This is a genomic window from Amycolatopsis sp. 2-15, from assembly GCF_030285625.1.
Classification (GTDB): Bacteria; Actinomycetota; Actinomycetes; order Mycobacteriales; family Pseudonocardiaceae; genus Amycolatopsis; species Amycolatopsis carbonis.
On the sequence record NZ_CP127294.1, the window covers coordinates 202,966 to 229,225 of the forward strand.

Annotated in this window: 20 protein-coding genes and 1 pseudogene; 9 read left to right on the forward strand and 12 right to left on the reverse strand. The window is 68.9% G+C overall.

Annotation, left to right across the window (positions count from 1 at the left end):
* Positions 1 to 17: 17 nt before the first annotated feature.
* The 6 genes from QRX50_RS00955 to QRX50_RS00980 form a co-directional block, all read right to left on the reverse strand.
* On the reverse strand, positions 18 to 1,379 hold the full coding sequence (locus QRX50_RS00955; protein WP_285970107.1) for an ABC transporter substrate-binding protein: 1,362 nt from the start codon (positions 1,377 to 1,379) through the stop codon (positions 18 to 20).
* Between the two features lie 123 nt (positions 1,380 to 1,502).
* Positions 1,503 to 2,474 (reverse strand): acetylxylan esterase, encoded by a 972-nt coding sequence (locus QRX50_RS00960; protein WP_285970108.1) that lies wholly within the window; start codon positions 2,472 to 2,474, stop codon positions 1,503 to 1,505.
* On the reverse strand, positions 2,474 to 4,843 hold the full coding sequence (locus QRX50_RS00965) for a glycoside hydrolase family 95 protein (protein WP_285970109.1): 2,370 nt from the start codon (positions 4,841 to 4,843) through the stop codon (positions 2,474 to 2,476). Before QRX50_RS00965 ends, QRX50_RS00960 begins: the two co-directional genes overlap by 1 nt.
* A 10-nt stretch (positions 4,844 to 4,853) precedes the next feature.
* Positions 4,854 to 5,723 (reverse strand): carbohydrate ABC transporter permease, encoded by an 870-nt coding sequence (locus QRX50_RS00970; protein ID WP_285970110.1) that lies wholly within the window; start codon positions 5,721 to 5,723, stop codon positions 4,854 to 4,856.
* 54 nt (positions 5,724 to 5,777) lie between these two features.
* Complete coding sequence (locus QRX50_RS00975) at positions 5,778 to 6,743, reverse strand: carbohydrate ABC transporter permease (RefSeq protein ID WP_285970111.1); 966 nt, start codon at positions 6,741 to 6,743, stop codon at positions 5,778 to 5,780.
* A 56-nt stretch (positions 6,744 to 6,799) separates the two neighbouring features.
* Positions 6,800 to 8,812 (reverse strand): fibronectin type III domain-containing protein, encoded by a 2,013-nt coding sequence (locus QRX50_RS00980; protein WP_285970112.1) that lies wholly within the window; start codon positions 8,810 to 8,812, stop codon positions 6,800 to 6,802.
* 522 nt (positions 8,813 to 9,334) lie between these two features.
* Between QRX50_RS00980 and QRX50_RS00985 the strand changes: the two genes are divergently transcribed.
* From QRX50_RS00985 to QRX50_RS01005, 5 genes are all read left to right on the forward strand, one after another.
* The gene (locus tag QRX50_RS00985; RefSeq protein WP_285970113.1) at positions 9,335 to 10,483 is read left to right on the forward strand and encodes an AAA family ATPase; all 1,149 of its coding nucleotides are present in this window, start codon (positions 9,335 to 9,337) and stop codon (positions 10,481 to 10,483) included.
* 212 nt (positions 10,484 to 10,695) lie between these two features.
* Positions 10,696 to 11,301 (forward strand): LysE family transporter, encoded by a 606-nt coding sequence (locus tag QRX50_RS00990; protein ID WP_285970114.1) that lies wholly within the window; start codon positions 10,696 to 10,698, stop codon positions 11,299 to 11,301.
* A 63-nt stretch (positions 11,302 to 11,364) separates the two neighbouring features.
* Positions 11,365 to 13,119 carry a glycoside hydrolase family 2 protein gene (locus QRX50_RS00995; protein WP_285970115.1) on the forward strand — a complete coding sequence of 585 codons (1,755 nt, stop codon included), beginning with the start codon at positions 11,365 to 11,367 and terminating at the stop codon, positions 13,117 to 13,119.
* Between the two features lie 24 nt (positions 13,120 to 13,143).
* A complete protein-coding gene (locus tag QRX50_RS01000) occupies positions 13,144 to 13,542 on the forward strand; it encodes a carboxymuconolactone decarboxylase family protein (RefSeq protein WP_285970116.1) in 399 nt (132 codons plus the stop codon).
* A complete protein-coding gene (locus tag QRX50_RS01005) occupies positions 13,539 to 14,231 on the forward strand; it encodes a Rossmann-fold NAD(P)-binding domain-containing protein (protein ID WP_285970117.1) in 693 nt (230 codons plus the stop codon). The genes QRX50_RS01000 and QRX50_RS01005 overlap by 4 nt, the downstream gene beginning before the upstream one ends.
* Here QRX50_RS01005 and QRX50_RS01010 read toward each other — a convergent pair.
* The 4 genes and pseudogenes from QRX50_RS01010 to QRX50_RS01025 all read right to left on the reverse strand — a co-directional run bounded on the left by QRX50_RS01010 (position 14,179) and on the right by QRX50_RS01025 (position 16,717).
* Positions 14,179 to 14,850 carry a TetR/AcrR family transcriptional regulator gene (locus QRX50_RS01010; protein WP_285970118.1) on the reverse strand — a complete coding sequence of 224 codons (672 nt, stop codon included), beginning with the start codon at positions 14,848 to 14,850 and terminating at the stop codon, positions 14,179 to 14,181. The genes QRX50_RS01005 and QRX50_RS01010 overlap by 53 nt on opposite strands.
* Positions 14,851 to 15,427: 577 nt before the next feature.
* A pseudogene (locus tag QRX50_RS01015) lies at positions 15,428 to 15,820 on the reverse strand (PGPGW domain-containing protein); the annotation flags it as partial.
* Positions 15,821 to 15,956: 136 nt separating this feature from the next.
* The gene (locus tag QRX50_RS01020; RefSeq protein WP_285970119.1) at positions 15,957 to 16,382 is read right to left on the reverse strand and encodes an SRPBCC domain-containing protein; all 426 of its coding nucleotides are present in this window, start codon (positions 16,380 to 16,382) and stop codon (positions 15,957 to 15,959) included.
* A complete protein-coding gene (locus QRX50_RS01025) occupies positions 16,379 to 16,717 on the reverse strand; it encodes an ArsR/SmtB family transcription factor (RefSeq protein ID WP_285970120.1) in 339 nt (112 codons plus the stop codon). The genes QRX50_RS01020 and QRX50_RS01025 overlap by 4 nt, the downstream gene beginning before the upstream one ends.
* A gap of 166 nt (positions 16,718 to 16,883) precedes the next feature.
* Between QRX50_RS01025 and QRX50_RS01030 the strand changes: the two genes are divergently transcribed.
* Positions 16,884 to 17,240 carry a YciI family protein gene (locus tag QRX50_RS01030; protein ID WP_285970121.1) on the forward strand — a complete coding sequence of 119 codons (357 nt, stop codon included), beginning with the start codon at positions 16,884 to 16,886 and terminating at the stop codon, positions 17,238 to 17,240.
* The gene (locus tag QRX50_RS01035) at positions 17,213 to 18,487 is read left to right on the forward strand and encodes an RNA polymerase sigma factor (protein WP_285970122.1); all 1,275 of its coding nucleotides are present in this window, start codon (positions 17,213 to 17,215) and stop codon (positions 18,485 to 18,487) included. Before QRX50_RS01030 ends, QRX50_RS01035 begins: the two co-directional genes overlap by 28 nt.
* Before the next feature lie 46 nt (positions 18,488 to 18,533).
* Here QRX50_RS01035 and QRX50_RS01040 read toward each other — a convergent pair whose 3' ends face one another.
* Positions 18,534 to 19,142: an FMN reductase gene (locus tag QRX50_RS01040; protein ID WP_285970123.1), complete on the reverse strand. Its 609-nt coding sequence runs from the start codon at positions 19,140 to 19,142 to the stop codon at positions 18,534 to 18,536.
* 28 nt (positions 19,143 to 19,170) lie between these two features.
* Positions 19,171 to 20,286, reverse strand: a complete 1,116-nt coding sequence (locus tag QRX50_RS01045) for an LLM class flavin-dependent oxidoreductase (RefSeq protein WP_285970124.1) — start codon at positions 20,284 to 20,286, stop codon at positions 19,171 to 19,173.
* Between the two features lie 318 nt (positions 20,287 to 20,604).
* On the opposite strand from QRX50_RS01045, the gene QRX50_RS01050 reads away from it, so the two are divergent.
* On the forward strand, positions 20,605 to 22,656 hold the full coding sequence (locus QRX50_RS01050; protein ID WP_285970125.1) for a DNA gyrase/topoisomerase IV subunit B: 2,052 nt from the start codon (positions 20,605 to 20,607) through the stop codon (positions 22,654 to 22,656).
* A gap of 122 nt (positions 22,657 to 22,778) precedes the next feature.
* Positions 22,779 to 26,177, forward strand: a complete 3,399-nt coding sequence (locus QRX50_RS01055) for a DNA gyrase subunit A (protein WP_353074201.1) — start codon at positions 22,779 to 22,781, stop codon at positions 26,175 to 26,177.
* The last annotated feature ends 83 nt before the right edge of the window (positions 26,178 to 26,260 follow it).

Below are 26,260 nucleotides of genomic sequence, written 5' to 3' on the forward strand. Positions count from 1 at the left end.
CTGACTCCCGGGCGTTCCTAGCTCTTGGCGAGCAGCGAAACGCTCTGCTTCTCCATGTCGGGGAACACTTCGTCGTTACGGTTGTGCGAGTAGAACGACTCGAGCAGCGGCTCCTCCGCGGCCTGCACGGCGGCGCCGTTGGCGTACACCTCGGCCGGGTAGAGCGAGCGGTTCTTCAGCATCGCGGTGAACACCGACAGGTCCACGCCCTGCGGCTTCATCGCGGCGGTGGTCGCGTCCATCGAGGCCGGGATCGACGGGAAGAACGTGCCCGTCTTCGACGCCGCCGTCTGGCACTCCTGCGAGCCCATGTACGAGACCCACTTCCAGGTCAGGTCGGGGTTCTTGGTGCCGGCCCAGATCGTGTTGCCGTTGGAGTTCGAGGTCAGGGCGCGGGTCTTGCCGTCGGGCCCGGTGGGCGGGGCGGCGATCCCGATCTTCACGCCCGGCAGCTTCGCGAAGCTCGGCGCGGACCAGGAACCCGAGAGCTCCATGGCGACCTTGCCCGAGCCGATCAGGTCGGCGTCGCTGACGGTGGACTGGCCACCGCCAGTGGTGAACGTGCCGATCTTCGGCGCGAGGCCGCGGTCGGTGAGCGTGCGGATGTAGTTCACGGTCTTGACGAACCGCGGGTCGCTGTAGTTGAACTTCGTCGGCCACTCCGGCTTGTCACCGAGGCGCCAGCCCAGCGTCGAGGCGAACGCGCTGAAGGTCACCTGGCCGATGAAGTCCTTCGCCGCGAGCTGGCCCATGCCGTAGGTGGCGACGTTGTTCTTGTCGAAGCCCGGCTGGTCGCCGCGCACGCCCAACTTGTCGATGGTCAGGTGCGCCACCATCTTGTCGAACGTGCCGCCGTCGTCGGGGTTCCAGCTGAGGTTCTGCACTTCGGCGGCGGTGTAGCCGGCCTTGGTGAGGGCGTCGGTGTTGTAGTAGAGACCGGCCGACGCCCAATCGAGCGGCAGGCCGTACTGCTTGCCGTCGGTGAACTTCCACGAGTCGACGCCCACGGAGAACTTCTTGAGGTCGAAGTTGTCCTTCTTGATGTAGTCGTCGAGCGGCAGCAGCTGGTGCTGGCTCGCGTAGGCCTGCAGGTACTGCACGCTGTCCTGGAACGCGTCGGGCGCGGTGCCCGCGACGAAGCCGGCGGTGAGCTTCGTGAAGTAGTCCGCCACGGTGTATTGGGAGATCTTCACCGTGGTGCCGGGGTTGGCCTTCTGGAAGGCATCGGCGCACACCTGGTAGGCGGCGGCCTGGTGATCGTCCCAGGTCCACCAGTTCACGGTGTTGCCGCCGGCGTCGGCCGAACCACCGCCGCAACCGGCCAGCACTGCTCCGAGCACCGCCGCCAACCCGGTGGCGGCCCAAGTGCGGATCTTCATGGGTTTCCTCGCTTCCGCGCCCACTCGGGACGCTTCTCCACTCCACTGTGGAATCCAAACTGGGGAATTCGAACTGGGAATTCAAACCTGGGGGATTTCAGAACTCTGGAAACAGATTGACTCTCAGCTGCCCGGCTTGAGCAGCGGCGCGAACGTGGCCAGCACGTTCTCGAGGTCCTGGCCCCCACCGGCCTCGTGCCCGTTGTACTCCCACACGTCGAGGTGCTTCCGGCCGCGATAAGCGTTGTAGGCGCCGAAAACCGTCGACGGAGGGACGACGTCGTCCATCAGCCCGATCGAGAAGTGCGCCGGGGCGGTGGCGCGGCTCGCGAAGCCGACACCGTCGAAATAGGACAGCACCTCGAACGTGCGGTCGACCTCATGCCGTTGTGTGGCCAGGTAACCGGCGAGCTCGGTGTAGGGCGCTTTGCCCGCGATCAGCGATGCGCGCCGGAGGTCGCACAGGAACGGCGCCTGCGCGTACAGCGCCGCGACGTCGGGCACGAGTGCCGCCGCGGCCAGGGCGATCCCGCCGCCCTGGCTGTTACCCACCACGGCGACCCGGTCCGCGTCGACGACGTCGAGCGCCCGCGCGGCCTCCACCGCCCGGGCCGCGTCGGTGAACACGCGACGGTAGAAGTACGTTTCGCGGCTTTCGATCCCGCGGGTCAGGAACCCCGGGAACGACGGGCCGCTGCCCACCGGGTCGCCGGTCGTGCCGCCCGCGTGGGCGCCGCCCTGGCCGCGGACGTCGATCTGCAGCTGCGCGTAGCCCGCCGAAGCCCAGACCAGCTCTTCGAGCGCGCTGCCGCGGCCGCTGCCGTAGCCGTGGAACTGCACGACAGCGGGCAACGGACCGGGCTGGTTCCTGGGCACGCGCAGCCAGGCGTGGATAGGGTGGCCGCCGAAGCCGGCGTAGGTCACCTCGAACACGTCGAGTGTCCGCAGCGCGGTCTCGACCGGCGTCACGGTCACGTCGATCTCGTACTTCGCCGCTTCCGCGAGGGTCTCCCGCCAGAACTCGTCGAAGTCTTCCGGGGCTTGGTAGGCGCTGGTGTACGTACGCAGCTGCGCAAGAGGCAGATCGGTCAACATCAGAACTCACCGTCCAGTTCGGACACTTCACCGACGGCGACCCTGAGCGTCGTGCCGCCACCCGGCCATCGGACCACGACGTCGTCGCCGGCCTCACCGGACAGCCGCGTCACCCTCGCCGACACGACCTTCCCGGCCTGCCAGGACAAGTCCACCGCCAGCCCGCCGCGAGCCCTGAGCCCGTGCGCCGTGCCGTCCGGCCACACCGAGGGCAACGCGGGCAGCAGGTCGATCGCGCCGGCATGGCTCCGCACCACGAGTTCCGCCAGGCCGGCCGGGAAGCCGTAGTTGCCGTCGATCTGGAACGGCGGGTGGGTGCTGAACAGGTTGGGCAGCAGCCCGCCCCACTCGGAGCCGTCCACGGGCGCGTCGCGGTGCCGGTCGCCGGTGAACGGCTGCGTCGCCTCGGAAAGCAGCGAGCGCGCGGTGTCCCCGTCGCCGAGCCGGGCGCGCAGCGCGATCTTCCACGCCCACGACCAGCCCATCGCGCCCGAGCCGCGACGGTCCAGCAACGCGGTCGCGGCCGCGCCCAGCTCCGTGCCGGCGGTGATGTGGCCGAGCGGATAGACCGCGATCATCTGGGACATGTGCCGGTGCTTCGGATCTTGCTCGGGCAGGTCCTCGGCCCACTCCGCGAGCCAGCCGCCGTCGGTCGCGCGCAGCGGACGCAGGCGCGGCAACGCCGCGGTGATCTCGGCCGCTACCGGGTGCTCGATACCGAGCGCTTCGGCCGCCGCGAGCGTGCGCGAGAAGACCGCGCGGGTCAGCGCCGTGTCCATCGTGACCGACCAGGTCAGCGACTCGGGCTCGCCGGCTTCGGAGACGAACAGGTTCTCGGGCGACGTCGACGGGATCGTGTCGAGGAAGCCGTCCGGGCCCTCGGTGAGCCAGTCGAGGCAGAACTCGGCGCAGCCCTTGAGCAGCGGCCAGGCCGTCTCGCGCAGGAACGCGGTGTCACGCGTGAAGTCGTAGTGGTCCCAGGCGTGCTGGACGAGCCAGGCGCCACCCATCTGCCAGATCGCCCACGACGGGTTGCCGTGGCCCATGCCCACCGGCAGCGCCCAGCCCCACGGGTCCGTGTTGTGGTGGGTGACCCAGCCGCGGGCGCCGTAGAGCTCACGGGCGACGTCGGCGCCGGTCACGGCGAGCTTGCCCAGCAGGTCGAACAGCGGTGTGTGGCACTCGCCGAGCCCGGTCGTCTCGGCGGCCCAGTAGTTCATCTCGGTGTTGATGTTCACGGTGTAGTTCGACGACCACGCCGGGCGCAGCTCTTCGTTCCAGATGCCCTGGAGGTTCGCGGGCGGCGCACCTGGGCGGGACGACGTGGCCAGCAGGTAGCGGCCGTAGGCGAACATCACCGTGGCGGTGAGCTGTTCGTCCTTTCCGGACAGGATGTCGGCAGCCACGTCGTAGGTGCCCGCGCGGTGGTGCCCGAACTGCAGGCTCGCCGCCGCGAGCAATGGCCGGAGGTCGGCTTCGTGCGCGCGCAGCAGCTCGTCGGCGCCTTCGGCCAACGCGGTCGCGGCGGTTCCGGCGGCCACGGCCTGATGCCGTTCGCGGGAACGGGGTGCCGTGCCGGTCCAGACGTCGGCGGCGTTGGTAGAGCTGGACACCGTGAGCAGCAACCGGGTCGCTCCGGCCACCCTGAGCGCACCGTCCACGGTGGACACGGTGCCGTCGGTGTCGAGCCGTAGCGCGAGTGCGCCGAACGGGTCGTAACCAGGGCGAGCCCGGTCGGCGTACCGCAGCGGCTCGGCGACCTCCGGTTCGTGCTTGGGCGCGGCGTCCACGGGCAGCTCGATCCCGAGCGTGATCCCGCTCTCCTCGACGATCCGGGTCACCTCACGCAGTGGCGTGCTCAACTCCACGCCGAGGTCGACAGATGCCGACGCCGTCAGGGAAATCACCAGAGCACCGGCGGGCCGGCTCGCCCACACCGCGCGGTCCACAGTGGTCCCGCCGAGGGACAACCGTTCGGTGACCACACCGTTGGCCAGGTTGAGCTGACGACCGTGGCTCTCGCCGTCCGGCAGCGTCACCCAGACGTCGCCCCACGGCAGGAACTCCTGGCTGTACGGCCCTTCGAACGACATGAGCAACGCTTCGGCCCGGCGGTAGTCGCGCACCCGCACGGCCTCGCGGACCTCCGTCAGCCGCTGCGGTCCGGCGCCGGCGGCAACGACGTCCGCCAGCGCGTCGACCGGGCCCGCGGGAGTTCCGGACCAGACCGTCGCGTCGTTGAGCTGCACACGGGCGCGGCCGGCACCGCCGAACACCATTGCGCCGAGCCGGCCGTTGCCCACGGGGCTCGCCTCGGTCCACTCGACCGCGGGCGCGGCCCAGCCGAGGCACAGATCTTCGTTCGTCACAGCAGTTCTCTCACTTGAGCCCGGTGAACCCGATGGAGTTCACGATCCGCCTGCCGAACACCATGAACACGAGCAGCATCGGCAGCGCCGCGATGATGGTCGCGGCCATCAGGCCCGACCAGTCGAGTGCCTCCTGCGGCGACGACTGCTTGAACACCGCCAGCGCGAGCGTCAGCGGGCTCGTGGACGTGTCGGAGGAAACGAGCAGTGGCCAGAAGTAGTCGTTCCAGGTGTTGATGAAGGTCAGCAACGCGAGCGTCGCGATCGGCGCCGAGCACATCGGCAGCACGATCCGGAAACACACGCGCAAGGGTCCGGCGCCGTCGATGATCGCGGCTTCCTCGATCTCCGTCGAGAGCCCGAGCATGAACTGGCGCAGGAAGAAGATGTTGAACGCCGAGAAGAACGCGTTGGGCAGCACCAGGCCGGCGAACGTGTTGAGCAGGCCCAGGTCCTTCACCAGCACGAAGTTCGGCAGCAGCGTGAGCACCTGCGGCACCATCAGTGCGGTGAGCAGGATCGAGAACACGGTGTTGCGCCCACGCCAGTGCAGCCGCGCGAAGGCGTAGGCCGCGATGGCGGAGAAGAACACCGTGCACACGGTGAGCAGGGCCGCGTAGATGATCGAGTTGCGCAGCGCCAGCGTCAGGCCGAGCGACGCGCCGGAACCGCCCTGCGCCGCGGCTTCCGCCGGTGACGCGAGCCCGAGCGCTCGCTTGAATGCGCCGAAGGTGAAGTCGACCGGGAAGAACGACCACGGGTCGGTGGAGAGCGAGTAGTTGTTGGACAGTGCGGTGCGCAGCATCCAGTAGAACGGGAAGATCGTGATCAACAGGATCACCGCGACGTAGGCCCAGGCAATGATTCGGCCGACGGACACGCGTTTGCGTGTGCGGGCGGATGCCGGTCGAGTCAGCGTAACCATGTCCCTGCCCTAGTTCGTGTCGGATTCGCCTGCGCGCGCCATGCGCAGCTGCGTGAACGTGATGGCGATGAGGAGGACGAACAACGCCAGGGACATCGTGGCCGCGTAGCCGAAGTCGAACTGGCGGAACGCCTTGTTGTAGATGTACATCTGCAGCACGTTGGACGCGTTCTCCGGCCCACCCTGCGTGGTCACGGCCACGATGTCGAAGATCTGGAACGAGCTGATCACCGTGAGGATCACGACCATCACGAGGATCGGGCGCAGCAGCGGGATCGTGAGGCGGCGGAACATCTGCACCTCGCTCGCGCCGTCGATGCGGCCGGCCTCGTAGATCGTGGCCGGGATCGTCTGCAGGCCCGCGAAGATCAGCACCGCGTTGTAGCCCATGGACTTCCACACATTGATCGCCGCCAGCGTCGGCACGGCCCAGCCGCCGGAGCCGAGGAACAGCACGGGGTGGCCGAAGATCTTGGTGATCAGCACGTTGAGGATGCCGAGGCTCGGGTCGAGCATCAGCGACCACGTGAGCGCCGTGACCACACCGGAGATCAGGAACGGCAGGATCATCAGGCCGCGCACGGTCGTGGAGGCCGCGAGCCGATGCAGGATCACGGCGGTCAGCAGCGACACGAGCATGCCCAGGACCACCGACAGCACCACGAAGTAGATCGTGACGAGCAGCGATTTCCAGAACACGCCGTCGGCGATGAGCTCGATGAAGTTGGCCAGGCCGATCCACTTCGGAGCGGACAGCACGTGGAACTCGGTGAAGCTCAGGTAGATGCCGCGGATGGTCGGGTAGGCGAAGAACACGCCGAACCCGAGGATGGCGGGCAGCACGAGCAGCCACGCGATCTTGGCGTCGTTCCGGTGCGCGGCCGCGCCGGGCCGGGTCCTACGCGGTCTGTCCACACGGGACGCCGCGGTGGCGCCTCGCACGGGAAGGCTGTTGTTGTGCGTGGTCACCACCACGGCGTCTCCTCACTCGTGTCCGTGAGTGGCGGCTCTCACCGCCGCTCACGGGGTTGTCAGACGGTCAGCTGGTCCACGTCGAACACGCTGTCGCTCGGGTTGCCGAAGATGACCTGGTTGTTGCCGGCCATCAGGTAGATCGGCACCGTGATCGTGCGTGCGGTGTTCCAGTCGTTGTCGTTCGTGCCCGGGGCGGGCAGCCGGAACGAGCTGCCGTTGACCGTGACCACGGCGGAGCGGCTGGTGTCACCGTCGACGTAACCGAGCTTCACCAGGTACGTGCCCTCGGCGGCGACCTTGATGTTGTTCATGGTCAGCACGCCGGACCCGCCGAGGTAGCCGACCTTCTTGCCGCCCGAGCAGGTGCAGTCGTACACCGTCGCGCCACCGCCGGGGCTGCCGTTCTCCGCCTCGTAGACGATCGGGCCGGAAGCCGCAGGCGTCACGTAGGACACCGCGGTGCTCGCGGCGGAGCTGCGGCCGAAGCGGTCGTGGGCGACCACCGTGAACGTGTACGACGTCGAGGGCTTGAGGCCGTTGACGGTCGTGCCGGTCCCGTTGCTCGAGGCGACCTTGTGGCCGCCGGCGAACACGTCGTAGCCGGTCACCGGGGCGAGCTTGCTGGCCGACGCGTCCCAGGCCAGCGAGACGCTGGTCGGGGTCGAAGCGGTGCCGTGAACCACGGCGGGAGCCGAGACCTGCACCGGGTTGGCCGGGGTCAGGCGCAGCAGCTTCGAGCCGTGGACGGGCAGGGTCGCGGTGAAGGAACCGTTGCTCAGCCCCAGGTCCTGGTGGCTCCAGAGGTCATGGGCCTTGGCCGTGCCGGTGAGGCCGAAGTCGCCGAAGTTCGCGGTGACGGACGTCGGAGCGGAGCCGAGGTTGAACAGCGCGACCGTGTAGCTGCCGTCGGCGTTGCGGGCGTACCAGACCTGCTGGTCGCTCTTCTGGCTCACGGGCTTGGCGGGAACGCCGGCCTGGTCCACGGCGATGACCTCGTCGTTGGTGAGCAGCTTGGTGCCGTAGTCGTCGAGCTGCGTGAGGTCGTCACCCAGGTAGAGCGGCGCCGACTCGATCGCCCACAGCGTCATGTAGCTCTGGCGCTCGGCCTCGGTGATGCCGTCCATCTTGCCGCTGCCGACGTCGAGGGAGTCGAGGTTGTTCCAGTGGCCCGGGCCGGCGTCGGGGATGTACTGCACGACGTCGTTCCAGCGGCCCTTCACCGAGTTGTTCCAGGTGACGAGGGTGTCGCAGTAGCACTCGACGTCGGTGTCGATGCGCCAGCCGTTGGAGTTGGCCTTCCAGGTGTCGATCTGGTTGTGCGACAGGGACCACGACAGCACGAACTGCATGGACCGGCCGGTCTTCTTCAGCGCGGCGGACCAGGCCTTCACGTCGGGGGTGTTGTCGTGCGCCGCGTCCCCCTTGAACGAACCCGGGCCGACGCCGTCGAGCTTGAGGAAGTCGACGCCGAAGCCGGCGAGCACGTCGGCCTCGGACTGGATGTAGGCCTGGGCGCAGGGGCTGGCGAAGTTGATCTGGTACGACTGGTTGTCCCAGCCGCTGGTCTGGCGCAGGTCGGGGTAGACCAGGTCGCGCGTGTGGCAGTCGGTGGTGCCGAAGATCGGCGAGTTGCCGTCGTTGTAGGCCTTGAGGTCCAGGCCGACCGCGAGGTAGGAGCCGAGCTTGAGGCCCTTCTTGTGCACGTAGTCCGCAACGTACTTCATGCCGTCGGGGAATTTCTTCGCGTCGACGACGGGGCGGCCGTACTGGTCGAAGGAGCCGACCCAGCCGGCGTCGATGTTCACGTACTCGTAGCCGTGCTGCTTGAACTTCGCCGCCAGGATGTCGGCCTGCTGCAGCACGTGTGCTTCGTTGAGCCAGCTGCCACCGCCGGTCGGGTTCACGCCGGGGTAGTTCGTGGACTCGAGGCTCCAGCTGCTCCAGCCCAGGTATGGCTTTTGGGCGATCTGGGTGCCGGTGCTGTTCTGGGTGGGAGCCGCGGGTGCGGCGGAGGCGGGGATCTGGATCGCCGAAAGCGTCAGCACCGAGGCCGCGATCCCGGTGAGCACGGCGAATTTCCGTGTCCCGGTTCTGCCCGATGTTGGCATGACCACTCCTTCGAGGTCGGACCTTGGCACCGGACGGCCCGCGCGCCGCCCGGCGTTCCTGCTGACTTCAGCCACTTCGGGGTGGGCTTCAGTCACTGAGCGCGCCCAGACATCGGAGGTCCTGGCGCGAAAAGTCACTCGTTGACGGCGTTCTTCGCGAAGCGCTGACCGGCCGGGGGCGGCGACAGATCGCCGTCCCGCATGCCGGGACCACGACCTTTCGCCTCGCTGCCACCACAGACACCTCTTCCGGATCGCGAATCCTATAGGATATGTGAAACGAAATTCTTACCTCGCGCTTCGGTGGTGTCAACGAGGTCGCGGACAAAGATCTGACGAATAGGGCCCGGAGTCCAGTGGGCGCGAACACGGGCAGAATTAATTCGGCAACTGACGGTGAGAGCCGCAGGTGAGAGCACCCGGGGTTGGGCGCTTCGTAGTCACGATCGTTATCTGTCGGTGGCGGCGGATAACGTCGGCCGGGTGCTGAAAACCCTTGCCGTGGAGAACTACCGGTCGTTGCGTGATCTGGTGCTGCCGCTGTCGGAGCTGACCGTGGTGACCGGCGCGAACGGCAGCGGGAAGTCGAGCCTCTACCGCGCCCTGCGCTTGCTGGCCGACGCCGCGCACAACGGCGCCGTCGCCGCTTTGGCCCGCGAAGGCGGCTTACCGTCCACGCTGTGGGCCGGCCCGGAGGCGATCGGTCGCGCGGTCCGTTCCGGGCGCTCTCCCGTGCAGGGCACGCGCCGCACCCAGCCGGTCGGCCTGCGGCTGGGGTTCTCCGGCGACGAGTTCGGCTACGCCCTGGACCTGGGCTTGCCGAGACCCGGCCCGTCGATGTTCTCCCTCGACCCGGAGTTCAAACGCGAATGCGTGTGGTCCGGCCCGGTGTTTTCTTCACGCACCCTCCTCGCCGACCGCGCCGGCCCCACCCTGCGCCTTCGCGACGCCACCGGCGCGTGGCCCTCCGAACCGCAGCCCATCGGACTCACGGACAGCATGCTCAGCTCCTTCCCCGCTCCGGAACTCCTCGTGCTGCGCGAACGCATCCGCGCATGGCGCTTCTACGACCACTTCCGCACCGACGCCACCGCCCCGGCCCGCGAATCCCGCATCGGCACCCGCACCCCCGTCCTCGACCACGACGGCGCCGACCTCGCGGCGGCACTGCGCACGATCCAGGAGTTCGGCGACGCGGCCGCGTTGGAGTCGGCGGTTCAGGACGCCTTTCCGCGCGCCACAGTGGACATCACGTCGGCCGACGGGCGCTTCGAGCTGCGTTTTCAGCAACACGGGTTGCTTCGGCCACTCACGGCGGCCGAGCTTTCGGACGGGACGTTGCGGTATCTGCTGTGGGTCGCCGCGTTGCTGAGCCCGCGGCCGCCGGAACTGCTGGTGCTGAACGAACCCGAGACAAGCCTGCACCCGGAACTCCTCCCGGCGCTCGCGGCGCTGATCACCCGGGCGGCGCGCCGGACCCAGCTGGTGGTGGTGTCGCACTCGCAGCCTCTGGTGCGCGCCTTGGACTCCACGGGCGCCGCTCTGCTGGAACTGGAGAAGGACTTCGGCGCGACTGTCCTTTCCGGACAGGGGCGGTTGGATCGGCCTTCGTGGCACTGGCCGAAGCGGTGATACGGCGACCGAGGAAAGCCCACACGGCAACGATCTCCGGTTCTTCGCGCTCGGCTGTCCCCGAGCGATGAAAATCGGTTGCCCCCCGACCTACCCGGGGTCAGGCTTCCCGACATGACCGCAACCACCGCACCGCACGCCACGCCGATCGCCGCCGTTCGGGTGCGGCGTGGGCAGCAGTGCGCGCCACGGGGGTGTGATCGGGCACGGTCGTGACGGCGGCGGTGGTCGCCGGGGCGCTCGCGGGGTACGGGATCGCCGTGCCGGTAGGGGCGGTCGGGGCGGTGCTGGTGGGGCTGGCGGCGCGGACGTCGGTGCGGGTCGCCGCGGCGGGGGCGCTCGGGGTGGCCAGTGCGGATGGGGTCTATGCCGTCGTCGCGGTGAGCGGTGGGGCGGCGCTCGCGCCGGCGCTGGCGCCGGTCGCGGGGCCGTTGCGGTGGGCGTCGGTGGTGGCGCTCGTGGCGCTCGCGACGCACACCGCGGTAGGCGGGTGGCGGAGGTACCGCACCGGCGAAACGCCCGAAGCCGAGGCCGCGCCGCCAGGACCAGTGCGCGCGTACGTGAGTTTCCTCGGCCTCACCCTGCTGAATCCGGCGACGATCGTGTACTTCACCGCCCTCGTGGTCGGCGGTACGGCGTCGGGCGCGGTGTTCGCGCTGGCCGCGTTCGTCGCGTCGGCGAGCTGGCAGCTGCTGCTCGCGGGTGGCGGCGTGGTGCTGGGCCGTGTGCTCGCCGGCCGTCGTGGGCGGTTGGGGACGACGCTGGTGTCGAGCGCCGTGATCGTCGTGTTGGCCGTTCGGCTGGTCTTGCCGGACTGAGCGATTTACATCGGCGGGCGCGCCCGGTAGAGATGATCATCAAGTGACCCGGAGGTTCCGACGATGGTGCGTCCTGCCGTAGTTCTCGCGGTGCTGTTGTTCGGGCTTTCCGGCGTGCCCCCCGTCGCGCAGCCGCAGTGGCACCGAGAGACGCCACCGTTGAGTACACCGTGGACGGACGCCGTCTCCCCCACCAACGCCTTGCCCGAGTACCCGCGCCCGCAGCTCACCCGCGACGCGTGGCAGAACCTCAACGGCGTCTGGGAATTCGAACCGGCCCACACCGTCGAGCCACCCTTCGGACGGCAGCTGAGGGAACAGATCCTCGTCCCCTACCCCGTCGAATCGTCACTGTCCGGCATCATGCGCCACGAGACCCGCATGTGGTACCGCCGCACCTTCGACATCCCCGAATCCTGGCGCTCCCGACGGACTGTGCTGCACTTCCAGGCCGTCGACCACGACGCCACCGTCTACGTCAACGGCCACGAAGTCACCCACCACACCGGCGGCTACGACTCCTTCACCGCCGACATCACCGACGCCCTGACCACCGGCCCGCAGGAACTCGTCGTCGGCGTCACGGACCCGACCGGAAACGGGCAACCGCTCGGCAAACAACGCGCGCCAGGCGCCGGAGTCTTCTACACCCCGTCGTCCGGAATCTGGCAGACGGTGTGGCTCGAACCCGTGGCGCCGGTGCACATCACCCGCGTGGACACCACTTCGAACCCTGCAACCGGCGAGGTCACCCTCACCGTCCAAGGCGCCGACGGCACGCCCTTCCGAGTCACCGCCTCCGACCACGGCCACGTCGTCGCCCAGGCCGAAGGCACCGCCGGCCACCCCCTCACGTTCACCGTCGGCCACCCCCACCTGTGGTCGCCCGACGACCCGTTCCTCTACGACCTGCGCGTCACACTGTCCACAGGGGACACCGTCGGCTCCTACTTCGGCCTCCGCTCGATCGCGGTCGAAAACCACCGCCTCCTCCTCAACGGCAAGCCGTTCGTCCAGCTCGGCCCGCTCGACCAGGGCTTCTGGCCCGACGGCCTCTACACCGCCCCCACCGACGCCGCCCTGGAATTCGATCTGCAGCAGGAAAAGGCCCTCGGCTTCACCATGGTCCGCAAGCACCTGAAGGTCGAACCCGACCGCTGGTACTACCACGCCGACCGCCTCGGCCTCCTCGTCTGGCAGGACATGCCGGCGATGCCGGAGAACGTCACCCCGACGCCCCAGGCCCGCGCGAACTTCGAGACCGAGCTGCACCACGTGATCGACCAGCACCGCTCGTTCCCGTCCATCGTCACGTGGGTCCCCTTCAACGAGGGCTGGGGCGACTTCGACGTCGCCCGCGTCGCCGACGAGATCGCCGCCTGGGACCCCACGCGCCTCGTCGACGCCGAGTCCGGCGTCAACTGCTGCCGCTCCCAACCCGACACCGGCCACGGTGACCTCCTCGACGACCACACCTACCCCGGCCCCGGCACCCCACCGCCGGACCCGGTCCGCGCCACCGTCGACGGGGAGTACGGCGGCCTGGGCCTGAGGGTCCGCGGCCACGAGTTCGACCCGTCAGGCAGCTTCGCCTACGAACTGGAACCCGACAGCGCCGCCTTGACCAGGCGTTACGTCGAGCTTCAGCAGCAGCTCGCCACAGTGGTCCGCCGCGGCCTGTCCGCCGCCGTCTACACGCAGCTCACCGACGTCGAGAAGGAAGTCAACGGCTTCCTCACCTACGACCGCCGCGTCCGTAAGCTCGACTTCGCGGTGGCCCGGCGGGCGAACCTCGCCGTGCGATCCGCCGCGCGGTGACCCCCGATCCCATACGGTCGGAGCATGACCGAAGAAGAGCGTTACGCACTCGGCCTCGAGACCATGAACGCCGTGAACGACGGCAGTGCCCAGAAGGTGCTGGACGGGCTGGGCGACGTCGCGCCCGAGCTGGCGCGGCAGATCGTGTCGTGGGGGTTCGGAGAGATCTACTCTCGGCCGGCGCTCGGGCCGCGTGACCGGCAGCTGCTGACGATCGGCATGCTGACCGTGATGGGCGGCTGCGAGCCGCAGTCGGAGCTGCACGTCGGGACTGCGCTGAACGTCGGCCTGACACCCGCGGAGATCGTCGAGGCACTGCTGCAGTCGGCGGGGTACTGCGGGTTCCCGAAGGCGCTCAACGCGACCGCCGTGGCGAAGAAGGTCTTCGGCGAGCGTGGGCTGCTGCCGGTGCGTGAGGCGTGAAGGTCGTCCTGTTCGGGGCGACCGGGATGGTCGGCCAAGGTTCGCTGCGGGAGTGTCTGCTGGACGACCGCGTGGAGCGGGTGCTCACCGTCGGGCGAACGGCGACCGGCACCGAGCACCCGAAGGTGACCGAGCTGGTGCCCGACGACCTCGGCGACCTGAGTCCACACGCTGAGCAGCTCGCGGAGTATGACGCGTGCTTCTTCTGCCTCGGCGTCTCGTCGGCCGGGATGCCGGCGGAAGAGTACGAGCGGATCACCTACCAGCTCACGCTTTCGGTCGCCCGCACCTACTCGACGGCGCGGCCGGACGCGACCTTTATCTACGTGTCGGGCGCCGGCACCGACAGCACGGAACGCGGCCGCGTGCGGTGGGCGCGGGTCAAGGGCGCGACGGAAAACGCCCTGGCACGGCTGCCGCTCGACGCCTACGCGTTCCGGCCCGGGTTCATCCAGCCGCAGCACGGCATCACGTCGAAAACGCCCCTGTACCGCGGGATCTACCGCGTCACGACGCCGATTTTCCCGCTGCTCCAGCGGTTCCCGGCGATGTTCATCACGACCGAGGTGCTCGGGCGCGCGATGATCTCGGTCGCGGCCGAGGGCTATCCCCGGCGGATCCTGGAGGCGCGTGACCTCAACGACGTCGGGCGACGAGACCGGCCAGGAGGTTCGCCAGGCCCTCGGTGAGGTTCTCCGCGAACAGGTCGGCGCCGGGCGCGACGCCCATTTCCGCGCTGGCCGTGGCGACGGCCTCGGTCGGGTTGGCGTAGGGCCACAGGCCGGCGACGATCACGAACACCGCGCCCGCGAAGTGCGCGGCGCCGGCGGACGAGAGCTCCGGGACCTCGTCGCGCACCAGCCCGGCCAGCCGGTCGATGTTCGTGGCCGCGCGCTGTTTGAAGCTGCGCGCGGTTTCCACGGAGATGTTGCGCTCCAGCACCGACGCCATGGCACTGACCAGCTCACACAGCAGCCGGTCGTCCTGCAGGGCGCGGGCGATCGTCGTGGCCACGCGTTCCTCGCGCACGAAGCCGGGGCCGTCGACCGACACGACGGTGAGCGCCCGCGCGGTGACGTCCAGCCACCGCTGCCACACCTCGTCGAGCACCTCGAGGAAGATCGCTTCGCGGCTGTCGAAGTAGTGCAGGACGTTGGACTTCGCGAGCCCGACGCGGTCGCTGAGCTCACGCAGGCTGATGTCGGCGACCGGCCGTTCGCGCAGCATCGCCGTGGCCGTCGCGAGGATCGTGGCGCGCCGGGCCTCGACCTGCTCGGGGCGGCGGGCACGCTGGAAACCGGTGCTCACGGGCCTGAGGTTAGCAGCCCAGCAGTCTGTTAACCCGTCGGGCGGCCGATAAAGAACCAGCGGCCTCTTGAACCGGACACTGGGGCCCAGCTCCTGTGAGCTCGCGGACGCCCGGCTTCCCGAACGCCCACGAGCCCAGGGTGCTGTGCCATTCGTTACTAATCCGACCACTTTCGGTCGGATTAGTAACAGCGGGTCAGGAGATGACGAGGCTGGCGATCTTGCCCTCGCGCAGGTCGATCGTCATCGTGCCGGTGCCGTTGAAGCGGTTGCTCTTCACACCGAGCGTGAGGACGTAGTTGTCCGCGCCCTTGCCGGGCTTGATGCCCTTCACGGTGAAGTTCGCCCCGACCCCGATGTTGTCGGTTTCGTTCCAGCTCAGCACGCCTTCGCGGCCGTGGAACTTGCGTCCCCAGTCCTCGAGGAACGCGTCAGAGGTGAAGGCGTCGACGAAGCTCTCGGCGTCAGCCTTGTTGGTGGCGTCCACGAACTGCTGGATCGCGGCCGGCACCTGCGGGGAGTCCGAATTGGTCATTCCCGGATTCTGCCCGGCGGGCGCCGGAAGCGCCTCCCCCTCACGGGACTTGACTCGCCGGTAGCTCCAGATCAGCAGGGCGAACAGGATGACCCCGGAGAGGATGATGCTCGACCCGGTGCTCCAGCCGCTGAACGGCAGCCAGTCGACCGTGCCCCACACGATGCCGGCGGCGAAAAGCGCCAGGCCGGCGAGCACCGAGCCCGCGATCCGCAGCGGCGTGGCCACGCTGTCCTCGGCGGCCTTCATCGCCCGCGTGCGCACCGGGTCCACGAACCGTTCCAGCGCCGGGAACTGCGAGGCCAGCACCACCAGTCCCGCGAGCACCAGCAGCAACCCGGGTCCCGGCAGCACCAGCAACGCGACCCCGACGAGGAACAGCAAGCCGCCCACCACCGCGGCGAGCGCCTGCTTCACCGGTTTGCCGAGTTCCACGCGGCCCCCTTCTGTCCGTTTCAGCCAGTGTGCCTGGCTCACGGACCGGGCGCCCGGAGAAACTCCGGATCACCCCGGGCACGCGTCCGAAGTGGACCGATCGCGGACCGGCTCGAGACCGGCTGGAGAGCCGGCGTCAGGCCTGCGTGCCGAGGTGCGCGCCGAGCTTGTCGAGCCAGTCACCCGTGCCCTGCTCGCGCCACGCCGGCTCCTCGTGTCCGTCGAGGAACGTGCCTTGTTCGGTGAGCACCAACCGGGTGCCGGTGCCGTCCGGGACCAACTCGACCGTGGTGATCGAGACCGTCGCCAGACCAGCGGGACCGCTCAGGGCCCCGGCGTAGACGATGCGTTCGCCGTCGACGATGTCGTGGTAGTCGGCCGTGAAACTGAGGTCGCCGCTGCGGTTGGTCTCCCGGCCGCCGACGCGGAAATCCAGCGAGTGGTCGGCTGCACCGAACCAGCTCGCTTTCGCGGCCGGGTCGGCCCACGCGGCGAACACACGGGCGGGCGACGCGGGGTAATGGCGTTCGAGAGTGAACGTGGAATGTTTGACGTCGGTCATGACCTGTTCCCTTTCTGTCGGTCGGCGGTCAGAAAGCCACCGAGACGGTCGAGCCGGTGTTCCCAGCCGGTGCGCTGCTCGCCCAGCCACTGTTCGGCCAGGCGCAGGCCCGCCGGCTCCAGCCGGTACGTGCGGACCCGGCCGGCCTTCTCCGAAGCCACCAGCCCGCACGACTCGAGCACCCGCAGGTGCTGCATCACGGCGGGCAGCGACATCGCAAACGGCTGCGCCAGCTCCTTCACCGCGGCCGGTCCGGTGACCAGCCGCGCCACGAGCTCGCGCCGGGTCGCGTCGGCGAGTGCCTGGAACACCCGGTCGAGCTGATGGTCAACCATGTGCTTAACCATGCGCCCGGGTCGCCCAATAGTCAAGTGGGTGCTTAACTGAAAATTCTCCGGAGCACTGTCGGTCCAGGCGGTCCCCGGTGGTCGCAGAGACGAAACACCTCGACTCCCGCGCCCGCGGCGCGGTAGGAAACCACCAGAGAGAAGGGGCGAACCGATGCGCTACCTGATGCTGATCTGCGGCACGAGCCACGACGAGTCGAAGCCGCTGCCGTCGGAGCCGATGGACACGGCCACCGAAGCGTGGGTGAAGGAGATGGACGGCCGCGGCGTGCGCCTGATGGGCCAGCGCCTGCGGCCCGCGAGCATGGCGACCACCATCCGCGTGAACGACGGCGAGGTGCTGCTGACCGACGGGCCGTTTGCCGAGACGAAGGAGCAGATCCTCGGCTTCGACCTGCTGGAGTGCGAGAACCTCGACGAGGCCCTCGAGGTCGCGGCGAAGCACCCGTCCGCGCGGTACGGGGCGATCGAGGTCCGGCCGCTGTGGCCCTTCGCCGGGGAAGAAAGCTGAACGCGAACCCCGCCGAAGCCGTCGAGGCCGCGGTCACGGCCGCCTTCCGCGAGGAGGGCGGCCGCGTGGTGGCCACGCTGATCCGGCTGACGGGCGACTGGGACCTGGCCGAGGAGTGCGTGCAGGAAGCCCTGGCCCGGGCGCTGGAACGCTGGCCGCGCGACGGCGTACCCCGCCGGCCGGCGGCGTGGCTCACCACCACCGCGCGCAACCACGCGCTGACCCGCCTCAAACGCAGCACGACGGAAGCCGCGAAGCTGCGTGAAGTCGCCACCCTGGCGCCCACGGAAGACCCCGAAGCCGACCCCAGCGGCGTGCAGGACGACCGGCTGCGGCTGATGTTCACGTGCTGCCACCCGGCGTTGCCGCTCGAAGGCCGGGTCGCGCTCACGCTGCGGACGCTCGCCGGCCTGACGACGGCGGAGATCGCGCGCGCGTTCCTCGTCAGCGAGCCGACGATGTCGCAACGGCTCGTGCGCACGAAACGCAAGATCCGTGAAGCCGGCATCCCCTACCGCGTGCCGCCCGCGCACCTGCTGCCGGAACGCACGGCGGCCGTACTCGGTGTGCTGTACCTGCTGTTCAACGAGGGTTACGCCGCGACCGCCGGCGAAGCGCCCGCGCGCCACGACCTGTGTGCCGAGGCCATCCGCCTCACCCGCACGCTGCTGGAGCTCATGCCCGCCGAGCCCGAGATCGAGGGGCTGCTGGCGTTGCTGCTGCTCCAGCACTCCCGTCGCGGCGCGCGGCTCGACGCCGACGGCGACCTTGTGACGCTGGAAGACCAGGACCGCACACGGTGGGACACGACGGCGATCGACGAAGGCCTCGCCCTCGTGGACACGGCACTGCACCGCGGCTCCCCCGGCCCGTACCAGCTCCAGGCGGCCATCGCGGCCTGCCACGCGGCCGCGCCGGCCGCGGCGGACACCGACTGGCCGCAGATCGCCGCACTGTACGGGGAACTCGCGAAGCGCGTGCCCTCGCCGGTGGTGCAGCTCAACCGCGCGGTGGCCGTGGCAATGGCCGACGGCCCGGACGACGGCCTGGCGCTGGTCGACGCGATGGCGGGCGACCTCGACGGCTACCACCTGCTGCCGGCGACGCGCGCCGATCTGCTGCGCCGCCTCGGCCGTCGCGAGGAAGCCGCGGACGCGTACCGCGCGGCACTCGCGTTGGCCGGCAATGAAGCCGACCGCCGCTTCCTGCGTCGCCGCCTGACCGAAATCTCCCCCGAAACGCCGTGAAGGGCACCTTGAGGAATCCCTCCAGGTGCCCTTCACCAACGATCGGCTAAAAACCCTCGCCGGCGAGCAACTGCTCGAACGGCAGCGACGTCAGCTCGTCCGAAGCCTTCGCCTCGGGTGCGACCGAAACCGCCGCCGCCAGCTCGCCCGCCGCACGCTCCACGCGCCGCTGCAGCGTGCCGGTCGCGCTCGCGCTGCCCCAGTCCGACGAAGCGGCGTACACGCCCGTCGCCACGGGAATCGCGCGCAGGTAAGCGAAGAGCGGGCGCAACGCGAAGTCCAGCACGAGCGAATGCCGTTCCGTGCCACCGGTCGCGGCGATCAGCACCGGCTTGCCGTCGAGCGCTTCCTTGTCCAGGACGTCGAAGAAGGACTTGAACATCCCACTGTAGGAGGCGGTGAAGACCGGCGTGACGGCGATGAGACCGTCGGCGTGCGTCACCGTGTCGATGACTTCCTTCAGCTTCGGGCTGGGGAAACCGGTGAGCAGGTTGTTGGTGACGTCCACGGCGGTGTCGCGCAGCTCGATCACCTCGACCACCGTGTCGGGACCCAGTGCGGTGCGCGTCGCGTCCGCCAGCCGGTCGGCCAGCAGCCGCGTCGACGACGGCTGGCTCAGCCCGGCGGTGACCACGGCAATGGTGCGTGCGGTCATTTCTGCCTTCTTCTCTCCGAATCGGGGTTCAGACGCGGGTTTCTTCAGTGGTTTCTTCGGCGGTTTCTTCAGCGTCGCGCGCGGCCTTCAGCGACTCGTGGGTCGGCGCGTCCGGCACGTGCGCCGGGCGCATCGACTCGAGCTCCTTGCGCAGCACCGGCACCACCTGCTCGCCGAGCAGGTCGAGCTGCTCCAGCACGGTCTTCAGCGGCAGGCCGGCGTGGTCCATGAGGAACAGCTGGCGCTGGTAGTCACCGAAGTGCTCGCGGAAGGTCAGCGTCTTGTCGATGACCTCCTGCGGGCTGCCGACGGTCAGCGGCGTCTGCGACGTGAAGTCCTCCATCGAGGGGCCGTGCCCGTACACCGGCGCGTTGTCGAAGTACGGCCGGAACTCGTTCCACGCGTCCTGCGACTTCGGCCGGATGAAGGCCTGCCCACCGAGCCCGACGATGGCCTGGTCGGCCTTGCCGTGGCCGTAGTGCTCGTAGCGCTGGCGGTAGAAGCCGATCAGCTGCTGGTAGTGCGACGTCGGCCAGAAGATGTGGTTGGCGAAGAACCCGTCGCCGTAGTACGCGGCGAGCTCCGCGATCTCCGGGCTGCGGATGGACCCGTGCCACACGAACGGGGGTACGTCGTCCAGCGGACGCGGGGTGGCGGTGAAGCCCTGCAGCGGCGTGCGGAACTTGCCTTCCCAGTCCACGACCTCTTCGCGCCAGAGGCGGCGCAGCAGCGCGTAGTTCTCGATGGTGAGCGGGATGCCCTGGCGGATGTCCTGCCCGAACCACGGGTACACCGGGCCGGTGTTGCCGCGACCCAGCATCAGGTCCACGCGGCCGTCGGCCAGGTGCTGCAGCATCGCGAAGTCCTCGGCGATCTTCACCGGGTCGCTGGTGGTGATCAGCGTCGTGGACGTCGACAGCGTGATCGTCTTCGTCTGCGCGGCGATGTAGCCGAGCATCGTCGTCGGCGACGAGGGGACGAACGGCGGGTTGTGGTGCTCACCGGTCGCGAACACGTCGAGGCCGACCTCTTCGGCCTTCAGCGCGATCCGGGCCATCGCCTTGATGCGCTCGTGCTCCGACGGCGTGGTGCCGTTGGCGGGGTCGGTCGTGACGTCACCCACCGAGAAGATTCCGAACTGCATGACCGCTCCTCAGCCGGGGTAGTTCGTGGTACTGCTTCCTTGCCTGCACAACTGCTCGCGAGAAAGAAGTATTCCATAGTGACAATGCGGGTGACCCCGCGCACTCCCCTCTCGGCACCCCTGACCCACGGGACTCTCGCCACACCGGGGCCCGAGGGCGCGGAAGCTGTCGGGGTGTGCGGATATCCTGCAGTACGGTGTCGGCTCGGGGCCTGCCCGGGACGCCATCGTCTCCAGGCACGGTCCCTGAACCACATGCGTGCCTCAACCAGCCTGAACAACGCCGTACAGCGAGCCAAGATCCGGGAGAGCGACCTCGTGACTGCTGAGACTCTGTACGGGGCCGACGACCTCACGCACCTCGAGGGCCTCGAAGCCGTCCGCAAGCGCCCCGGGATGTACATCGGCTCCACCGACAGCCGTGGCATCAACCACTTGTTCTCGGAGATCATCGACAACTCCACCGACGAGGGCGTGGCGGGCCACGCCACGCGCGTCGTCGTCACCATCCACGCCGACGGCAGCGTGCAGGTCGACGACGACGGCCGCGGCATCCCCACCGGCGTCCACGCGAAATCGGGCCTTTCCGGCGTCGAACTGGTGCTGACCCGGCTGCACGCCGGCGGCAAGTTCGGCGGTTCGGGGTACAAGACCTCCGGCGGGCTCCACGGTGTGGGCGCGTCGGCGGTCAACGCGCTGTCGCACCGCTTCGACGTCACCGTGAAGCAGGACGGCAAGGTGCACCAGATGTCGTTCGCGCACGGCGTGCCCGGCACGTTCGACGCGCCCGGCCCGAAAGCCAAGTTCACGCGCCACTCGGGGCTCAACCTCGTCGGCAAGATGAAGCGCGGCGAGCGCAGCGGCACGTCGATCCGCTACTGGTACGACGCGCGCTATTTCGAGACGGGCGCTTCGCTCGACGTCGAAGGCGTGCGCGCGAAGCTGCGCAACACGGCGTTCCTCGTGCCCGGCGTCACCTACGTGCTGCGCACGGCCATCGAGGACACCATCAACGAGGAGACCTTCCACTACCCCCACGGGCTGGTGGACATGGTCGACTTCCTCACGCCGTCGGGCGAGAAGCCGGTGTGCGGCACGCTCGTGATCACCGGCGAGGGCACGTACAAGGAGAACGCGGCCGACGCCAACGGCGTGATGCAGTCCAATGTGGAGCGTCTCGCCGAGGTCGAGGTGGCGCTGCGCTGGGGCACCGGCTACGAGCGCACGGTGGAGTGCTTCACCAACACGATCCGCAACGTGCACGGCGGCACGCACCGCCGCGGTTTCGACCGCGCCGTCACGCGCGCACTGCAGGACGCGATCGGCAAGACCCGCGGGCTGCTCAAGCCCAAGGAGGACCCGCCGACGCTCGAAGACGTGCTCGAAGGCATGACCGCCGTGATCCACGTGCGGCTGCCGGAGCCGCAGTTCACGTCGCAGACCAAGGACGAGCTGTCCACGGCCGGCATCACGCGCGTGATCCAGGGCATCGTCGACAAGCACGTGAAGGCGTGGGTCGACGACCGCAAGACCAAGTCCGAGGCGAAGGTCGTGCTGCAGAAGGTGGTCGACGCCGCGCGCGTGCGGCTCACCCAGAAGCAGCAGAAGGACGCCGCGCGACGCAAGACCGCGCTAGAGGGCGCGGCGATGCCGCCGAAGCTCGTCGACTGCCGCACCACGGGCGTCTCCCGCAGCGAGCTGTTCCTCGTCGAGGGTGACAGCGCACTCGGGTCGGCCCGCATGGCGCGCGTCTCGGAGTACCAGGCGCTGCTGCCGCTGCGGGGCAAGATCCTGAACGTGCAGAAGGCGTCGCTGGGCGACACGCTGAAGAACGCCGAGATCGCGTCGATCGTCCAGGTGCTCGGCGCCGGTACCGGCCGCACGTTCGACCTCACGACGATGCGCTACGGCCGCGTGATCCTGATGGCCGACGCCGACGTCGACGGCTCGCACATCCGCACGCTGCTGATCACGCTGTTCGCGAAGTACATGCGCCCCGTGATCGAAGACGGCCGGCTGTACGCGGCGATGCCGCCGTTGCACAAGCTCGTGACGAAGGGCCGCAACCCGGAGACGCACTTCACCTTCACGCAGCGCGAGATGGAGACGAAGTTCGCGGAGCTGGAGAAGGCGGGCAAGAGCATCGTCACGCCAGTGCCGCGGTTCAAGGGCCTCGGCGAGATGGACGCCGACGAGCTGTGGGAAACCACCATGAACCCCTCCACGCGCTCCGTCCGCCGCATCACCATGGACGACGCCGAAGCCGCCGAGAGCGCCCTGGAACTGCTCATGGGCGAAAAGGTCGAGCCCCGCCGCAACTGGCTCGTCGCCTCCTCCGACCGCGTCGACCGCGACGCCATCGACGTCTGAGTTTTCTCCAGCTACCAAGGAGTTCTACCGTGGCACGCCGCAAGGGCACCACCACCAAGGTCGATCCCAGCGCGTTCGACTCCGCCGGGGCCAACGTCTTCGACAACTCGCTCAAGACGGAGATCGAAGACTCCTACCTGGAGTACGCCTACTCGGTCATCCACTCGCGCGCGCTGCCTGACGCGCGGGACGGGTTGAAGCCGGTGCACCGGCGGATCTTGTATTCCATGAACGAGAACGGCTATCGCCCGACGCACGCGTACGTGAAGTCCTCGCGCGTCGTCGGCGACGTCATGGGCAAATACCATCCGCACGGTGACGTGGCGATTTACGACGCCATGGTACGGCTGGCACAGGACTTCTCGCTGAACGTCCCGTTGATCGACGGGCACGGCAACTTCGGGTCCCCGGACGATGGCCCGGCTGCCAGCCGATACTGCTTGACGGGCGACACCCGGATCAGGCTGGCCGACGGATCCAGCTTGCGCATCGGCGATTTGGTGAACCTGCCCGCCGATTCCGAGGCCGACGCCGACTTCGAGGTTCTCGACAAGGACGGCAAGGCGGTCCGGGTCGACAAGGTCTTCAACTCCGGCGAGCATCCGACCGTCCGGATCACGACGAAGTCCGGGTTCTCGATCCAGGGCAGCGAAAACCACCCGGTGCTGTGTCTCGAGGCACCGATGGGCGTCCCGATGTTCCAGTGGCGCCAGCTCGACGAGGTGAAGCCGGGCACGGTCGTGTGTCTCGCTCGCAACGCGTGGACCGAGGTCGTTCCGACCGCCGATGAGTACGACACCGGCGGGTTCGCCTCCACCGACGCCGAGTTCGTGCCCGAGCCGATCTGGACCAGTGGTCCAGGCGTCAAACGAGCGTTCCTGATAGCCCTCTTCGAGGGCGGCGGAGAACACCGCGAGGCCGGTGGCGCGCACACGGTCGAATACACGACCCACAGCGAGCAGCTCGCATTGGACGTTCAAGAACTACTGGCCGAGTTCGGTATCATCGCCACGCGCGAACGCGGCACCGAGGTGAGTGGCTCGGTCGAGCACCGGCTGGTCGTGTCCGGTCCGCGCGACGTCGAGGCGTTCGCCGAACGGATCGGCTTCCTGGGGGTCAAGCAGGCCGATCTGCAGGGCGCGCTGCAGCGGTCCGGCCGGCGCGCTGATCGGCTCAGCGACGACCGGGTCCCGTTCGTTGCCGACTACGTCGGCGGCGCGCTCGACGTCGATGACATGGAACGCTGGGAGACCGAGCGGCTCCGGATCATCGACCGGATCAAGAACACCGAGGTCCTCGCCACGATCCTGCCGATCATGGACTCGGGTTACCGCTTCGAGGAGATCACCGAGGTCGAGGCTTGCGACCCGGCCGAGGTCTACTCGGTGCGAGTCACCACCGAAGACCACTCGTTCCTCGCCGGCGGCTTCGTCAACCACAACACCGAAGCCCGCATGTCGCCCGAGGCAATGCAGCTCGTCGGCGAACTCGGCGAAGACACCGTCGACTTCCGGCCCAACTACGACGGTTCCCTCGAAGAACCCTCGGTGCTGCCCGCGGCGTTCCCGAACCTGCTGGTCAACGGCACGTCCGGCATCGCGGTCGGCATGGCGACCAACATGATCCCCCACAACCTCGGCGAGGTCATCGCGGCGGCGCGGTGGCTGATCACGCATCCGACGGCGACGCTCGACAAGCTGATGGAGTTCGTGCCCGGCCCCGACCTGCCGACGGGCGGCAAGCTGCTCGGCCTGGACGAGGTGCGCCGCGCGTACGAGACGGGGCGTGGCGTGGTGCGGATGCGCGCGAACGTCGAGACGGGGCCGCTGGAAGGCAGCCGCGGGCGACAGGCGATCACGGTCGTCGAGCTGCCCTACGGTGTGGGCCCCGAGAAGGTGATCGAGAAGATCACCGACGAGGTCAACAAGTCCAAGCGGCTCACGGGCATCGCCGACGTCAAGGACCTCACGGACCGCGAGAACGGCACGCGGCTCGTGATCGAGTGCAAGGTCGGCGTGAACCCGCAGGCGCTGCTGGCGGACCTGTACCGGCTGACGCCACTGGAGCAGTCGTTCGGCATCAACAACCTGGTACTCGTCGACGGTCAGCCGCAGACGCTGGGGCTCAAGGAGCTGCTGGAGGTCTTCCTCCGGCACCGCTACGACGTGGTCACGCGGCGCACGAAGTACCGGCGCCGCAAGCGCGAAGAGCGGCTGCACCTGGTCGACGGCCTGCTGATCGCGCTGCTGAACATCGACAAGGTCATCAAGCTCATCCGTGAAAGCGAGAACGCGCAGGCGGCCAAGGACGGCCTGATGACGCGCTTCAAGCTCTCGGAGATCCAGGCCACCTACATCCTGGACACGCCGCTGCGCCGGCTGACCAAGTACGACCGGCTCGAGCTGGAGTCTGAGCAGGAGCGGCTGCGCGAGGAGATCGCGGAGCTCACGAAGATCCTCGATGACGACTCCGTGCTGAAGAAGCTCGTGTCGTCGGAGCTGGCGAAGATCGCGAAGGACTTCCCGACGGAGCGGCGCACCGCGCTGATCGACGGTGACCTCAAGGAGGTGCTGGCGGCGTCGAAGCCGTCCGGGCCGCTGGAGGTCGCCGACGACCCGTGCCAGGTGATCCTGTCGGCCACCGGCCTGGTCGCGCGGACGGCGGCGGAGTCGGAGGAGTCGTCCGAGGTCAGGCGGCGCAACGGCCGCGTGAAGCACGACGCCGTGTCCGCCATCGTGCACACGACCGCGCGCGGCCAGGTGCTCCTGGTGACCAGCCGCGGGCGCGCGTTCAAGACGGACGTGCTGCCGTTGCCCGTGCTCCCGGAGCAAGCCGGCACGGTCTCGATGCGCGGCGGCATGGCGGCGCGCGAGCTGGTGCCGTTGGAGAAGGGCGAGACGGTGGTCGGCGTCGCCCCGCTGGGCGAGCAGGCGACCGGCTCGCCGGGCCTGGCGATCGGCACGCGCGCGGGCGTGGTGAAGGTGGTCGCGCCGGAGTGGCCAGTGCGGTCCGACGAGTTCGAGATCATCACACTCAAGGCCGGCGACGAGATCGTCGGCGCCACCTGGCTCACCGACGGCGAGGAAACGCTGGCGTTCATGTCGTCCGAAGCGTCGCTGCTGCGCTTCGCCGCTTCGCTGGTGCGGCCGCAGGGCCTGAAGGGCGGCGGCATGGCCGGCATCAACCTGGGCGCCGGCGCTTCGGTGGTGTTCTTCGGCGCCGTCCGCACCGATGACGACGACCACGGCGAGCCCATGGTCGTCACCGCGACGGGCCAGTCGGTGAAGGTCACGCCGTTCAGCGAGTACCCCGCGAAGGGCCGCGCCACGGGCGGCGTGCGCGCCCACCGCTTCCTCAAGGGCGAGGATTCGGTGGCCGTCGCCTGGATCGGCCCCCGCCCCGCCGCCGCCGCCCGCAACGGCGACCCCGTGGAGCTCCCCGAGGTCGACCTCCGCCGCGACGGCTCCGGCCACGCCCACCCCGGCCCGGACGTCGTGGGCCACACCATCGAGCGAGACTGATTTCCTTCCAGGCGGGGCACTTGCCAGTTGGCGGGTGCCCCGCCTTTTTATGTCCCTCGGTCGTGCGATGCGTTATATATCGC

Excerpts from the sequence above, each read along its gene's own strand:
- QRX50_RS00955 (WP_285970107.1), bottom strand. The coding sequence starts at position 1,379 with ATGAAGATCCGCACTTGGGCCGCCACCGGGTTGGCGGCGGTGCTCGGA.
- QRX50_RS00960 (WP_285970108.1), bottom strand. The coding sequence starts at position 2,474 with ATGTTGACCGATCTGCCTCTTGCGCAGCTGCGTACGTACACCAGCGCC.
- QRX50_RS00995 (WP_285970115.1), top strand. The coding sequence starts at position 11,365 with ATGGTGCGTCCTGCCGTAGTTCTCGCGGTGCTGTTGTTCGGGCTTTCC.
- QRX50_RS01000 (WP_285970116.1), top strand. The coding sequence starts at position 13,144 with ATGACCGAAGAAGAGCGTTACGCACTCGGCCTCGAGACCATGAACGCC.
- QRX50_RS01020 (WP_285970119.1), bottom strand. The coding sequence starts at position 16,382 with ATGACCGACGTCAAACATTCCACGTTCACTCTCGAACGCCATTACCCC.
- QRX50_RS01025 (WP_285970120.1), bottom strand. The coding sequence starts at position 16,717 with ATGGTTGACCATCAGCTCGACCGGGTGTTCCAGGCACTCGCCGACGCG.
- QRX50_RS01030 (WP_285970121.1), top strand. The coding sequence starts at position 16,884 with ATGCGCTACCTGATGCTGATCTGCGGCACGAGCCACGACGAGTCGAAG.
- QRX50_RS01040 (WP_285970123.1), bottom strand. The coding sequence starts at position 19,142 with ATGACCGCACGCACCATTGCCGTGGTCACCGCCGGGCTGAGCCAGCCG.
- QRX50_RS01045 (WP_285970124.1), bottom strand. The coding sequence starts at position 20,286 with ATGCAGTTCGGAATCTTCTCGGTGGGTGACGTCACGACCGACCCCGCC.